Annotated in this window: 11 protein-coding genes, 1 tRNA gene and 1 pseudogene; 9 read left to right on the top strand and 4 right to left on the bottom strand. The window is 68.8% G+C overall.

Annotation, left to right across the window (positions count from 1 at the left end; translation table 11 throughout):
- The first annotated feature begins 55 nt into the window (after positions 1-55).
- Positions 56-649 carry a CNP1-like family protein gene (locus tag PIGHUM_RS07795; RefSeq protein WP_124078889.1) on the top strand — a complete coding sequence of 198 codons (594 nt, stop codon included), beginning with the start codon at positions 56-58 and terminating at the stop codon, positions 647-649.
- Positions 650-748: 99 nt separating this feature from the next.
- Here PIGHUM_RS07795 and PIGHUM_RS07790 read toward each other — a convergent pair.
- Positions 749-825, bottom strand: a tRNA-Pro gene (locus tag PIGHUM_RS07790).
- A 91-nt stretch (positions 826-916) separates the two neighbouring features.
- Positions 917-1,882 (bottom strand): polyprenyl synthetase family protein, encoded by a 966-nt coding sequence (locus tag PIGHUM_RS07785; RefSeq protein WP_124078887.1) that lies wholly within the window; start codon positions 1,880-1,882, stop codon positions 917-919.
- Positions 1,883-2,246: 364 nt separating this feature from the next.
- On the opposite strand from PIGHUM_RS07785, the gene rplU reads away from it, so the two are divergent.
- From rplU to proB, 4 genes and pseudogenes are all read left to right on the top strand, one after another.
- Positions 2,247-2,558, top strand: coding sequence for a 50S ribosomal protein L21 (rplU, locus tag PIGHUM_RS07780; RefSeq protein ID WP_124078886.1), 312 nt, complete (start codon positions 2,247-2,249; stop codon positions 2,556-2,558).
- Positions 2,559-2,638: 80 nt separating this feature from the next.
- Positions 2,639-2,896, top strand: a complete 258-nt coding sequence (rpmA, locus tag PIGHUM_RS07775) for a 50S ribosomal protein L27 (RefSeq protein ID WP_124078885.1) — start codon at positions 2,639-2,641, stop codon at positions 2,894-2,896.
- Positions 2,897-3,270: 374 nt separating this feature from the next.
- A pseudogene (obgE, locus tag PIGHUM_RS07770) lies at positions 3,271-4,347 on the top strand (GTPase ObgE); the annotation flags it as partial.
- 190 nt (positions 4,348-4,537) lie between these two features.
- Entirely contained in the window at positions 4,538-5,662 is a 1,125-nt protein-coding gene (gene proB / locus PIGHUM_RS07765; protein WP_124078882.1) for a glutamate 5-kinase, read from the top strand.
- A 154-nt stretch (positions 5,663-5,816) separates the two neighbouring features.
- Here the strand turns inward: proB and PIGHUM_RS07760 are convergent, their stop codons facing one another.
- Positions 5,817-7,232, bottom strand: coding sequence for an MFS transporter (locus tag PIGHUM_RS07760; RefSeq protein WP_246013016.1), 1,416 nt, complete (start codon positions 7,230-7,232; stop codon positions 5,817-5,819).
- Positions 7,233-7,297: 65 nt separating this feature from the next.
- On the opposite strand from PIGHUM_RS07760, the gene PIGHUM_RS07755 reads away from it, so the two are divergent.
- The 3 genes from PIGHUM_RS07755 (at position 7,298) to PIGHUM_RS07745 (ending at position 10,919) form a co-directional block, all read left to right on the top strand.
- Positions 7,298-7,717: a helix-turn-helix domain-containing protein gene (locus PIGHUM_RS07755; RefSeq protein WP_124078880.1), complete on the top strand. Its 420-nt coding sequence runs from the start codon at positions 7,298-7,300 to the stop codon at positions 7,715-7,717.
- Between the two features lie 68 nt (positions 7,718-7,785).
- Entirely contained in the window at positions 7,786-9,315 is a 1,530-nt protein-coding gene (gene glpK, locus PIGHUM_RS07750) for a glycerol kinase GlpK (RefSeq protein ID WP_124078879.1), read from the top strand.
- Entirely contained in the window at positions 9,312-10,919 is a 1,608-nt protein-coding gene (locus tag PIGHUM_RS07745; protein WP_425466692.1) for a glycerol-3-phosphate dehydrogenase/oxidase, read from the top strand. The genes glpK and PIGHUM_RS07745 overlap by 4 nt, the downstream gene beginning before the upstream one ends.
- On the opposite strand, the gene PIGHUM_RS07740 is transcribed toward PIGHUM_RS07745, so the two are convergent.
- Positions 10,868-11,587: a TetR/AcrR family transcriptional regulator gene (locus PIGHUM_RS07740; RefSeq protein WP_124078878.1), complete on the bottom strand. Its 720-nt coding sequence runs from the start codon at positions 11,585-11,587 to the stop codon at positions 10,868-10,870. The genes PIGHUM_RS07745 and PIGHUM_RS07740 overlap by 52 nt on opposite strands.
- A 221-nt stretch (positions 11,588-11,808) precedes the next feature.
- Between PIGHUM_RS07740 and PIGHUM_RS07735 the strand changes: the two genes are divergently transcribed.
- Positions 11,809-13,074 (top strand): alpha/beta fold hydrolase, encoded by a 1,266-nt coding sequence (locus PIGHUM_RS07735; RefSeq protein ID WP_124078876.1) that lies wholly within the window; start codon positions 11,809-11,811, stop codon positions 13,072-13,074.
- Positions 13,075-13,086: the final 12 nt, after the last annotated feature.

Genomic DNA, 13,086 nt, shown 5'->3' with positions numbered 1-13,086 from the left:
GGCGATACGGGTGTTTTATGGATGAGGAGGGCGCGCGGCGCCTTGGAAGATTTATATGCACAGTGATTTTGCGGGGCAGCGCGCCGCTGCGTGGCTCGCCATGGCTTGCCTGGCGCTGGGGCTGGCGGGCTGCGGCACGCCGCGTACCGACGGCAACTACCTGCTGGACGACATCGACGCCCAGCGCACGCTGCCCGATGCGGGCTGGGATGCGCTGAAGTCCCAGTTGCCGCCGGTGCCCACCGCCAAGGACGTGCTGCCCGTCGAACCGCTGACGCGCGTCCGCGGCTTCAGCTTCGGCGTGGATCCACGCTCCATCGAAATATCTCCCGGGCTGATCGTGCGCTATACGCTGCGCGCGGTCAGCGACGCCGGCGCCGAGAATATTTCCTATGAATCGGTCCGCTGCGGCACGCGCGAATGGCGCACCGTGGCCATCGACCGTCCGGGCGCGGGCTGGCAGCGCGCGCTCAACGACGAGTGGCGTGTGGTGCTGGGCGGGTCGATCCAGCAGACGCTGCGCAACGGCGTGTTCTGCTCGGGCGGCGCGCCCGCCAGTCCGAAGAAGGAAGACCTGATCTATCGGCTGCGCAACTGGGAGCGCTATACGGACGGCTTGGCTGGAGACGGCGTCACGGGATTGAAGTAACGCACCTTTGCGCGCGCTGCGCGCAAAACAAAAAACGCACAGGCGGTTGCGCTGTGCGTTTTCGGTGTGCCTGGCTGACAGGCTTGGTGACCAGATCAATGGTCGGGGCGAGAGGATTCGAACCTCCGACTCCTGCGTCCCGAACGCAGTACTCTACCAGGCTGAGCTACGCCCCGACTTGTTGGTCCGGCACTATACCCGATCTGAAGCGCCTGTGTTGCCGGCTTAAAGAAGGGGTGTGCCGCATTGCTTTCTACCGCTTTTCTTTCATCGGTCTCGGTTGACCGCGAAAGCGCAGAATTCTAGCAGAGATTTTTGGAAAGCGGAAATCGGGAAGGCCGCGAGGGTGGCGGCGGCGGCTTCGGCTTCTTTTTCGGCGCGGGCGCGGGTGTAGTCGAGCGCGTCCGACGCGCGGATCGCCGCGGCTACGGCGGCGAAGTCGCCCTCGCCGTTCTCGATGGCGGTGCGTATCAGTTCCTGCTGGGCCGGCGTGCCGACGTCGAGCAGGCGGATCAGCGGCAGCGTGGGCTTGCCTTCGCGCAGATCGTCGCCCAGGCTCTTGCCCAGGGCTTCGGCGTCGCCGCTGTAGTCGAGCACGTCGTCGATCAGTTGGAAGGCCGTGCCGGCGCGCCGGCCGTACTCGGCCGCGGCGGTTTCCTGCTCGGGCGAGGCGCCCGACAGCACCGCGCCGAGCTGCGCCGAGGCTTCGAACAGCTTGGCGGTCTTGTAGCGCACCACCTGCAGGTAGCGTTCTTCGGTGACAAGCGGGTCGTGCACGTTGAGCAGCTGCAAGACCTCGCCCTCGGCGATGACGTTGGTGGCGTCGGCCAGGATCTGCATCACCCGCACCGAGCCCGTTTCCACCATCATCTGGAACGAGCGCGAATGCAGGAAGTCTCCCACCAGCACGCTGGCGGCGTTGCCGAACACGGCGTTGGCCGTGGCGCGGCCGCGCCGCAGCGAGGATTCGTCCACCACGTCGTCGTGCAGCAGCGTCGCGGTGTGGATGAACTCGACCACCGCGGCCAGGAGGTGGTGCTGGCTGCCCTCGTAGCCCAGCGCGCGCGCGATCATCAGCAGCAGGGCGGGACGCATGCGCTTGCCGCCGGCGCCGATGATGTAGTCGGCGATGGTGCGGATCAGCGGAACGTCGGAGTCGAGGCGTGCCCGGATGACGGCATCGACGCACTTCATGTCGTCGGCGATGGGGGCGAACAGGGTCGGCAGGCTCAAGGGGGAATCCGTGGGTAAACTGGCGACTGCCGGCGGGAGGAGGCAATCTCCGAAAGGGAAACGACCGGCGGCATCCGGACGGATCCGGATGTCCTGGCGTGCGGCACGCCGGTCCGGCGCGGCACGAGTCGTATGGATTATACGGGCCTGCGTGCGAAAGCTGGCCGGGGTTGACGCAAGCCCCCATCTCTTGTTAAATTTTATGGCTTAGCCCTTTTTGGGCTTATAGTCGTTGCCGGCTCTTTGTGTGTGCAGCTTCTGGCCGAGCCATCTGCATGCGGCGGCAACCGCGCAGTGGCGGCGCCATCGATCCGGCGCCACCAATCAGGTACTACCCAAGCAGCAATATCCAAGAGGTTATCCCATGTACGCGGTCATAAAAACCGGCGGTAAACAGTATCGTGTTTACGCTGGCGAAAAACTCAAGATAGAACAGATACCGGCCGACATCGGGCAAGAAATCACGCTGGACCAGGTCCTGGCGGTGGGCGAAGGCGATCAGATCAAGATCGGCGCGCCCCTCGTCTCGGGTGCCGTGGTCACGGCCAAGGTTCTTGCACACGGTCGCCACGACAAGGTCCGCATCTTCAAGATGCGCCGGCGCAAGCACTACCAGAAGCGCCAGGGCCACCGTCAGAACTACACCGAAATCCAGATCGGCACGATTTCCGCCTGATCTCGGGCTCGCCCGGCTGAGCCCGGGCAAGCAGTCGGAAGGTAGGCAAGAATCGGCAACGAACAAGCAGGAGTGCAAAAATGGCACAGAAAAAGGGCGGCGGTTCCACACGGAACGGCCGCGATTCCGAAGCGAAACGCCTGGGCGTCAAGGCCTTCGGCGGTGAATTGATCCCGGCTGGCTCGATCATCGTGCGCCAGCGCGGCACCCGTTTCCACGCTGGCGTCAACGTCGGCCTGGGCAAGGACCACACCCTGTTCGCGCTGGTCGACGGCCGCGTGCAGTTCGGTGTCAAGGGCGCGCTGCGCAAGCAGGTCGTCTCTATTGAACCGGTCTGATATAGATCCCCGTACGCGCTGACGTGCGCCCCCCAGGGGGGCGGCACTGGCGGCGGACCGGCGGAGCCGGATCCGCTGTGCCCTGGAGCCCGGTGGTATCCTGGCTTGCGGGTTGGCGCCGTAGGGGCAGTTCGACGGGTTTGTGTTTTCCGATGCGGTGGGTGGGCTAGGCTCATCCACCGCATTGTGTTCTGGGCTTTCGCTTATGCGGGGCCGGAGCGGCGTGGCGAAGCGTTCGCCGCTCATTCTTCAATATTGGCATCCAGCGATTTCGCGGCCTGTACCATGGGCCAATCCAGGGTGCCGCGGAATCCGGCTTTGCCGGCCCGCCAGCACCGCCCCCACGGGGGCGCGCGCAGCGCGTAGGGGGGATTATGAAATTTGTTGACGAAGCCACCATCGAGGTCGTCGCCGGCAAGGGCGGCAATGGCGTGGCGAGCTTTCGCCGCGAGAAGTTCATTCCCATGGGCGGTCCCGATGGCGGGGATGGCGGGCGGGGCGGCAGCATCTATGCCGTGGCCGACCGCAACATCAATACGCTGATCGACTACCGCTATGCCCGCCTGCACCGCGCGCAGAATGGCGAGCAGGGCAGCGGCTCGGATCGCTACGGCGCGGGCGGCAGCGACATCACGCTGCGCATGCCGGTCGGCACCATGGTGTACGACGCCGAGACCAACGAACTGCTGTTCGACCTGGCCACGCATGGCCAGAAGGTCGTGCTGGCCGCCGGCGGCAACGGCGGACTGGGCAACCTGCACTTCAAGTCCAGCACCAACCGCGCGCCGCGCCAGTTCACGCAGGGCCGTCCCGGCGAGCAGCGCAAGCTGCGGCTGGAACTGAAAGTGCTGGCCGACGTCGGCCTGCTGGGCATGCCCAATGCCGGCAAGTCCACGCTGATCCGCAAGCTTTCCAATGCCCGCCCCAAAGTGGCGGATTATCCGTTCACCACGCTGCATCCCAACCTGGGCGTGGTGCGCATCGACAACGAGCGCAGCTTCGTGATCGCCGACATCCCCGGCCTGATCGAGGGGGCCTCGGAGGGCGCCGGGCTGGGGCACCAGTTCCTGCGCCACCTGTCGCGCACGCGCCTGCTGCTGCACCTGGTCGACGTGGCGCCCATGGACCCGGGCGTCGATCCCATCCGCGAGGCCCGCGCCATCGTCGAGGAACTGCGCCGCTACGACCAGACGCTGTACGAGAAGCCGCGCTGGCTGGTGCTGAACAAGATCGACATGGTGGACGATCCGCAAGGGCTCAAGGAAGCGTTCTGCCTGGAGCTGGGCTGGGAAGGCCCGGTATTCTGCATTTCCGCGCTGGCCGGCGAGGGCACGCAGGAGCTGGCCTGGGCGATCCAGAACTGGCTGGACGAGCAGCGCGAGGCCGAGCAGGCCTTCGCCGACGATCTCCGCTTCGTGGAAGAGGGCGCCGCCGTGAAAGCCGCGGCTCCCGTCCCTGCCCGCCCCCGTTCGCCGCGCCGCGCGGCCGCGGGCGATGGCGGCCCGGCGGTGCAGGCCGAGGACGGTCAGCACGGCGACGGTTCCCAGGACGACGGCAGCGATGCTTCCGGCGCAGGCGGTGATTCGGGCGGCGACGACTGATTACCGGCTACCATCCTCTTTTTTCGCAGTACGGCGTTCGATGAATACCACCTCCGTGATCGCCTCCGCCCGGCGGCTCGTGATCAAAGTCGGCTCTTCCCTGGTGACGGACGAGGGCCGTGGCCTGGACCGCCAGGCCCTGTCGCTGTGGGCGGCTCAGATCGCCCGGCTGCGGGCGCTCGGCAAGGAAGTCGTGCTGGTGTCCAGCGGCGCGATCGCCGAGGGCATGCTGCGCCTGGGCTGGGAAAAGCGGCCCGTCCTGGTTCCCGAGCTGCAGGCCGCGGCCGCGGTCGGCCAGATGGGCCTGGCGCAAGCCTATGAGAGCGTGTTCGCGCAGCATGCGCTGCATACCGCGCAGATCCTGCTCACGCACGACGACCTTTCCGACCGCCGGCGCTACCTGAACGCCCGCTCGACGCTGTTCACGCTGCTGCGCCTGGGCGTGGTGCCCATCATCAACGAGAACGATACGGTGGTCACCGACGAGATCAAGGTCGGCGACAACGATACCCTGGGCGCCCTGGTCACCAACCTGATCGAGGCCGACGCGCTGGTCATCCTGACCGACCAGCGCGGCCTGTATTCCGCCGACCCGCGCAAGGATCCGGACGCCCGCTTCATCTCGCATGCGCGCGCCGGCGAGGCCGCGCTCGAAACCATGGCCGGCGGCGCCGGCAGCAGCCTGGGCAAGGGCGGCATGCTGACCAAGATCCTGGCCGCCAAGCGCGCCGCGGGCAGCGGGGCGCACACCGTCATTGCCTCCGGGCGCGAGGCCGAGGTGCTGGTGCGCCTGGCCGGCGGCGAGTGCATAGGCACCGAACTGCAAGCGTCGCTGCCGCTGCTGTCGGCGCGCAAACAGTGGATCGCCGACCATCTGCAGCTGCGCGGCCGCGTAACGGTGGACGACGGCGCGGCGCGGGCGCTGACGCGCGACAACAAGAGCCTGCTGCCCATAGGCGTGACGGCGGTCGAAGGCGAATTCGAGCGCGGCGACGTGGTCGCGTGCGTCGATGCCTCCGGCAAGGAGCTGGCGCGCGGCCTGATCAATTATTCCTCCGGCGCGACGCGGCGCATCATGCGCCAGCCGACCAGCCAGATCGAAGCCCTGCTCGGCAGCATGGAAGAGGCCGAGCTGATGCACCGGGACAACATGGTGATCAGGTAGACCCCCTACGCGCTTACGCGCGCCCCCCAAGGGGCAGCACTGGCGGACCGGAAGGGAAGACCACCCCACGCGGCTACCGCCGCGCCCCTCAAGGGGCAGCACTGGCGGACCGGCGGAGCCGGATCCGCTGTGCCCTGGGTCTGGGCACGCACTTTCATGGATGAGGTGAGGGTGGTGTGCCGCGCCGTGGGTGGTTGAAGTGTCCGTAGATGGACAGGAGCAGGGCGATCATGCCGAGCGCGGCTGCGATCAGGAATGTGGCGGTGAACGCTTGGGCGATGCTGTCCACCGCCGCGCCGGCAATGCCTTGCGGGCCGATGGCTGCGGCGAACAGACCGGACATGACCGAGGTCCCCGTCATGAAGCCCAGGTTGCGGGACAGCCCGAGCAAGCCCGACAGCATGCCGCGCTGCGCCTCCGCCGCGCCGAGCATGACGGCGGTGTTGTTCGCCGCCAGGAAAAGCTGGAAACCCGGCGTAAGCAGCAGCAGGGCCAGCACATAGCCCGCAACGCCAAGCAGCCTGGGAGCATAGGCCAGGCAGACCAGGCCGACGGTGGTCTGCGCCAGGCCGAACATCAGGGTGGCGCGCGTGCCGAAGCGGTCCGTCATGCGTCCTGCCGGGACGCCCGAGAGGGCGGCGGCGAGCGGTCCGACCGCCATGACCAGGCCGGTCGAGGTTTCGCTCAAGCCCAGGCCGAAGACCAGGAAGAACGGCCCGACCACCAGCGTGGACATCATGACCGTGGAGACCAGCAGATTCATGGCCAGCGACAGGCCCGTGATCCGGTTGCGCAGCTGCGTCATCGGCACCAGCGGCGACGGGGCATGCGATTCGACGAGGATGAAAAGCCCGAGCGCCGCGAGCGCCGCTGCCAGCAGCAGGCCCGAGTCGATCGCCGTGCCGGTTTTGCCGCCCACGGTGGCGAGCGCGTAGAGAGCCAGCGTCGCGGCCAGCAAGGCCGCGCCGGCCCGGTCCGGCGATCCGGCCGAGGCATCGGGCCGCGGGACGTCGGCCGGGATGGCCCGCGCGGCGAGCATACCCGTGCAGGCGCCCATGCCCGCGAGCAGGACGAACGCCGCGCGCCAGCCAAAGCCGCCGATCAGCACGCCGCCCAAGGAGGGGCCCAGCGCGGTTCCGATGGCCGACATGGTTCCGAACAGCCCCATCGCCGATCCGATCCGCTGCCTGGCGACCATCTCCCGCGCGATGGAGAGAGGCAAGGACAGCAGGATCGCACCGCCCATGCCCTGGACCGCGCGGCCAGCGATCAGCACGCCGAGGGTCGGCGCGGCGGCACACAGCAGCGAGGCGGCCGCGAACAGTATCAGGCCTGCCATCAGCACGCGGCGGTGGCCGACGAGATCGCCGAGCTTTCCCGCCAGCGTGATCGTGACCGTGACGGACAGGAGGTAGGCGAGCACGACCCATTGCACGGCCGGGACCGGCGCGGAGAACGCCCGCGCCAATGCCGGCAGCGTTACCGTGACGATGCTGATGCCGAGCGACGCCAGCAGCGTGGCGCCCGCGAGCGCGGTCATCGTGGCGGCTGCGTTTTTCTTGAGGGGCATGAGGTTTCTTTCCAGCGTATCGAATGGAAACTACTATGCAACTTCAAGCCAACTTGAGGTCAAGCATGGGTCTTCTCGATATCGGCGTGCTTTCCCGGCGCAGCGGCGTGCCGGCTTCGACGCTGCGCTACTACGAAGAACTCGGGCTGATCAGGCCGCGCGCCAGGCACGGCCTGCGGCGCCAGTACGGCGAGGATACGCAGACCCAGCTCGCGCTCATCGCCCTGGGAAAGGCGGCAGGCTTTTCGCTGGCGCAGATCAAGGGAATGTTCGGCCAGGACGGTTTGCCGGAGCTGCCGCGCCCCGCATTGCACGAGCGGGCCGATGCGCTCGAGCGCCAGATCCGCCGCCTGGCTGCGCTCCGGGATACGCTGCGCCACGTGGCGGAATGCCCCGCTCCCAGCCATATGCAATGCCCACGGTTCCGGCAGCTCCTGCGCATCGCACAACGCGAGACCGTTCAGCCTGAGCCGGTTTTGCGCTAAGGTGCGGGGGCCGGCGCGCCCATTCCGCCTGCCGCTGCCTGATTCCGCACGAACGGAGGAGCACACGCATGCGCTACATCCTTGCCCTCGACCAGGGCACCACCAGTTCGCGGGCCTTGCTGGTCGATCATGCCGGCCAGATCGTCGCCGTGGCGCAAAAGGAGTTCACGCAGCGATTCCCGCGCCCGGGCTGGGTCGAGCACGATCCCATGGAGATCTGGCAGTCGCAGCTCGCCGTTGCGCGCGCCTGCCTGGAGCGGGTGCCGGCGGCGCTCGCGGGGCAGGGGCCCGGGCGCGCGGCGTCGGTTGCCATCGGCATTACCAACCAGCGCGAAACCACCGTGCTGTGGGACCGCCTGACCGGCGAACCGGTCGGCAGCGCCATCGTCTGGCAGGATCGCCGTACCGCCGCACAGTGCGACCGCCTGCGCGCCGCCGGCAAGGAAGACCTGGTCCGGGCCCGGACCGGCTTGCTGATCGATGCGTATTTCTCCGCGACCAAGCTGCAATGGCTGCTCGACAACGTGCCGGGCGCGCGCCTGCGGGCGCGCAACGGCGAACTGGCGTTCGGCACCGTCGACGCCTGGCTGATCTGGAACCTGACCGGCGGCCGCGTGCACGCCACCGATGCCAGCAACGCCTCGCGCACGCTGCTGTTCGACATCCGCAAGCTGGATTGGGACGACGAGCTGCTGGCTTTGTTCGACATTCCGCGCAGCGTGCTGCCCGCGGTGGTGCCGTCGTGCGGCGTGCTGGGCGAGACCGATCCCGGCCTGTTCGGCAGCGCCATCCCGATCGCCGGCATCGCCGGCGACCAGCAGGCGGCGACCTTCGGCCAGGCCTGCTTTGCGCCGGGCATGGTCAAGAACACCTATGGCACCGGCTGCTTCATGCTGATGAATACCGGCACGGCGCCGGTGGAGAGCGCCAATCAGCTGGTGGCGACGGTGGGCTGGCAGGGACCGCCGGGCGGCGATCCGGCGCGGCGCGCCGCCTATTGCCTGGAGGCTTCGGTGTTCATGGCGGGGGCGACGATCCAGTGGCTGCGCGACGGACTGAAGATCATCTCCAGCGCGCCCGAGGTGGAGGCGCTGGCGGCCAGCGTGGCCGATCCGGGCGACGTCTATCTGGTGCCGGCCTTCGCCGGGCTCGGCGCGCCCGACTGGGATCCTTACGCGCGCGGCGTGCTGATCGGCCTGACGCGCGGCACCACGCGCGCCCATATTGCCCGCGCCGCGCTGGAGTCGATCGCGCTGCAGGTGACCGATTCGCTGGCGGCGATGATGGACGATTCCAGCCTGGCGATACGCGAACTGCGGGTGGACGGCGGCGCCTGCGGCAACGATCTGCTGATGCAGATGCAGGCGGATTTCCTGGGGGTGCCGGTGGCGCGGCCCCAGATCACCGAGACCACGGCGCTGGGCGCGGCCTACCTGGCGGGGCTGGCCACGGGCTTCTGGGCGGACGGGGAGGAGATCGCCGGGCATTGGCAATTGGAGCGGCGCTTCGAGCCTTCGATGACCGAGTCCGCGCGCCGCGCCAAGGTGGCGCGCTGGCGCGAGGCCGTCGCGCGCTCACGCGCCTGGGCGCGCCCTTGAACGTGCCCGCGGCTGCGCCGCAGCGTACCGACCGGGCCGCGCTGCTGGCACGGCTGGCCGAACCCCGCGAGTACGACCTGGCCGTGATCGGCGGCGGCGCCACCGGCCTGGGCGTGGCGCTGGACGCGGCCACGCGCGGGCTGCGCGTGGTGCTGGTGGAGGCGCACGACTTCGCCAAGGGCACGTCGTCGCGCGCGACCAAGCTCGTGCACGGCGGCGTGCGCTACCTGGAGCAGCGCAATTTCCCGCTGGTGCGCGAGGCCCTGCGCGAGCGGCGCATCCTGCTGCGCAACGCGCCCCATCTGGCGCAGCCGCTGCCTTTCGTCGTGCCGGCCTATCGCTTCTGGGAGAAGCCTTACTACGGCACCGGGCTGGTCCTGTACGACCTGCTGGCGGGCAAGTCCGCCCTGGGGCGCACGCGCTGGCTCGATACCCGCGCGCTTGCCGCGCGGCAGCCTGGGCTGCGCACGCAGGGGTTGCGGGGCGGCATCGAATACTGGGACGGCCAGTTCGACGACGCCCGCATGGCGATCGCGCTGGCGCGCACCGCCGCCCGTGCGGGCGCGCTGCTGGTCAACTACTGCGCGGCCGTCGGCCTGGTCCGCGAAGGCGGCAAGGTGGCCGGCCTGCGCTGCGAAGACCGCGAAACCGGGCGCTCCTATGCCATCAAAGCGCGGTGCGTGGTGAACGCGGCCGGCATCTGGGTCGATGCCGTGCGGCGCCTGCCGGGCCGGGACGAACCCGCCGACGATGCCATGCTGTTCAGCCAGGGCGCGCACCTGGTCGTGCCGCGCGAATTCCTGCCGGGCGATCGGGCGCTGCTGGTGCCGCGCACCCGCGACGGCCGGGTGTTGTTCGCGCTGCCGTGGATGGGGCGCACCCTGATCGGCACCACAGATACGCCGCGGCCACGCGTCGAACTGGAGCCTCGTCCATTGGCCGAGGAAGCGGCGTTCCTGCTGGGCGAGGCCGCGCGCTACCTGGCCCGCGCCCCGCGCGCCGAGGACGTCAGCAGCGCATGGGCGGGCCTGCGTCCGCTGGTGCGCCCGCCGGGGCAGGCCAGCACCAAGGACGTCAGCCGCGAACATGTGGTGCGCATAGCCGGCGACGGGCTGGTCACCGTGGCAGGCGGCAAATGGACGACGTACCGCGCCATGGCCGAAGACGTGCTGGACGCCTGCCTGGACGCCGGCCTGCTGCGCGGGGCCGGCCGATGCGTGACGGCCGAGCATGCGCTGGTGGGCGCGATCGCGGGACGGCACAGCCTGGGCGACGCGCCCGGCCTGCGCTGCTACGGCAGCGAGCAGGCCTTCGTGCAGGAGCTGCCGGGCGCGGACAGGCCGCTGGGCGGGGGATTGACCGAAGCCATGGTGCGCTTCGCCGCGCGCCACGAATACGCGCGCACGGTAGAGGATGTGCTGGCGCGCCGCTCGCGCCTGTTGTTCCTGGACGCGGCGCTGGCGCATGGCCTGGCGGAAGCGGTGGGAGGAATACTGGCGCGGGAGACCGGCGCCGATCCGCGGATCGACGCCTTCCGCGAACTGGCCCGCTCTTATTCGCGCTGGCCCGCCGGCGCTTCCGGCAGCACCAGTTTTTCCAGATAGGCCAGGTCTTCGCGCAGCAGCCGCAGCGATTCGGCCACGTCGGGCTCGCGCGCGCGCCGCGATTCGTCGCGGCGCAAGGCGTGGATGGCCATATCGGCGATGGTTTCGGCCACCTTCTCACGGCTGAGCCGGCCGCCCGGCTTGTACCACCACGCCGACCAGTTGCACATGCCGATCAGGCTGAACGCCGCCACGTGGGAATCAACCATGCGGAAGTGGCCCAGCTGGATGCCGCGTTCGATGGTGGCGCGGAAATTGTTCAGCACGTCGCGCCGCACGGCCTGAATGGAGGCGCGGTACTTGGGGGCGAGGTCTGATTCGTTGCGGTCGGCCACGCGGAACTCGGCGGAACGCGACAGCACCAGGTCCGCATGCTGCGCCACCAGCGCCCGCAACGCCTCGGTGGGGTCGAGATCGGCTCGCGCCACGGTGCCGCGCGCCAGATTGTCGGCGGCGGTGACCACTTCCTCGGTCAGCGCGCGCAGGATCGCGTCCTTGTTCTTGAAGTAGTAATAGACCGCGGTGCGGCTCAGGCCCAGCGACTCGGCGATATCCTGCATGCTGGTGCCGCCGGTCCCGCGCTCGATGAACAGCTTGGCGGCGGCGTCGAGAATGGCGCTGCGCAGTACCTCGCCCTTGAGCGTCGCCTTGGTGGAAGCCTCGTTCACTGCTGGGAGTTTCCCTGATCGAAGTGCCCGCCTGGATGGCGGGCCGAGCCTGGATTATGTCACGCGTTTCCGCTATTTATCTTGGATTCATGCCGGCCGCCGCGCTCTTTTTTGACAGTATTGTCAGGGTTTTCACGTGTATTGACAATAAAGTCAAAAAATAGTCGAATGTGACGAAACGGCAGTCCTCCGGGGCTGCGGCCTCGATCTGGAGACGACACGTGAACATCGACGCATCCGCCGCGCGGCAAGTCACCGCGGGGTTCTTGAACACCGACTGGAACCCCCGCGACCTGCCTGCCGGCGCCTCTACCCGCAACGTGGTCCTGCGCACCGACGACAGCGCGGCCACGACCGGGTCGCTGTATCTGCCGGCGGGTCCGCGCCCGCGCACCGTGGTGTGCATCATGCATCCGCGTGAGTTCATGGCCTGCCATTACCTGATCCCGGACATCGTCGAAGCGGGTTGCGCAGCCTGGTCGCAAGGCGCTCGTTCGGTCGGCAACGACCTGCGCCTGGAACATGAAACCGCGCTGCACGACGTGGCCGCCGGCCTGGCCTTTCTGCGCAACGAGGGCTTCGAGCGCGTCGTGCTGCTGGGCAACTCCGGCGGTGCGGGCCTGTACGCCTTCTACGCCCAGCAGGCCGCGCTGGCGCCGGCCGACCGCGTGACGCGCACGCCGGGCGGCAAGCCCAGCGGGCTGGCCGAACTGGCCATGCCTCAGGCAGACGGACTGGTGTTCGTCGGGCCGCATCCCGGCCAGGGCGCCTTGCTGATGAATTGCATCGATCCGTCGGTCACGGTCGAGGGCGATGCGCTATCGGTCGATCCCGACCTCGATCCGCTCAATCCCGCCAACGGCTACCGGCCGCGCGGCACGGCGCGCTACGCGCCGGAGTTCGTCGAGCGCTACAAGCAGGCCCAGTGCACGCGCGTAGCAAGGCTGGACGACATCGCCCGGGAGCTGATCTCGCAGCGCCTCGCCGCCCGCAAGGCCATCAAAGGCCGCGAGGACGCGACGCAGGCCGAGCGCCGGCTGGCCGCTCATACGCCGGTCATGACCGTCTGGCGCACCGATGCGGACTTGCGCTGCATGGACCTGAGCCTGGATCCGTCCGACCGCCATCCCGGTTCGCTGTGGGGCCGCGATCCCTACGCGTCGAACTATGGCGCGGTGGGATTCGCGCGCTTCTGCACCCCCGAGAGCTGGCTGTCCACCTGGTCGGGGCTGTCGGCCAACGCCAGCCTGGCCAAGGCCGCGGGCGCCCTGGTCCAGCCCACGCTGGTGATCGAGTACACCGGCGACCAGGCGTGCTTCCCGGCGGACGTGCGCGCCATCTACGACAGTCTGGCGGCCGCCGACAAACAGCATTTGCGCATTCGCGGCGACCACCACGGCCGTGCGCTGGCCGAAGGCGAAGAGCTCGGCCGCACCGCCGCCGGCCGGCACTTGGCGTCCTGGCTGCGCGAACGCTTTCCCGCATGACCGCCGCGCCGG

The organism is Pigmentiphaga humi, assembly GCF_900606115.1.
Taxonomy (GTDB): Bacteria; Pseudomonadota; Gammaproteobacteria; order Burkholderiales; family Burkholderiaceae_B; genus Pigmentiphaga; species Pigmentiphaga humi.
This window is presented reverse-complemented; position numbering and strand designations above follow the sequence as displayed.

Bases quoted from the DNA above. Each gene is read 5' to 3' on its own strand.
- PIGHUM_RS07795 (WP_124078889.1), top strand. From the start codon at position 56: ATGCACAGTGATTTTGCGGGGCAGCGCGCCGCTGCGTGGCTCGCCATG.
- rplU (WP_124078886.1), top strand. From the start codon at position 2,247: ATGTACGCGGTCATAAAAACCGGCGGTAAACAGTATCGTGTTTACGCT.
- rpmA (WP_124078885.1), top strand. From the start codon at position 2,639: ATGGCACAGAAAAAGGGCGGCGGTTCCACACGGAACGGCCGCGATTCC.
- proB (WP_124078882.1), top strand. From the start codon at position 4,538: ATGAATACCACCTCCGTGATCGCCTCCGCCCGGCGGCTCGTGATCAAA.
- PIGHUM_RS07760 (WP_246013016.1), bottom strand. From the start codon at position 7,232: ATGCCCCTCAAGAAAAACGCAGCCGCCACGATGACCGCGCTCGCGGGC.
- PIGHUM_RS07755 (WP_124078880.1), top strand. From the start codon at position 7,298: ATGGGTCTTCTCGATATCGGCGTGCTTTCCCGGCGCAGCGGCGTGCCG.
- glpK (WP_124078879.1), top strand. From the start codon at position 7,786: ATGCGCTACATCCTTGCCCTCGACCAGGGCACCACCAGTTCGCGGGCC.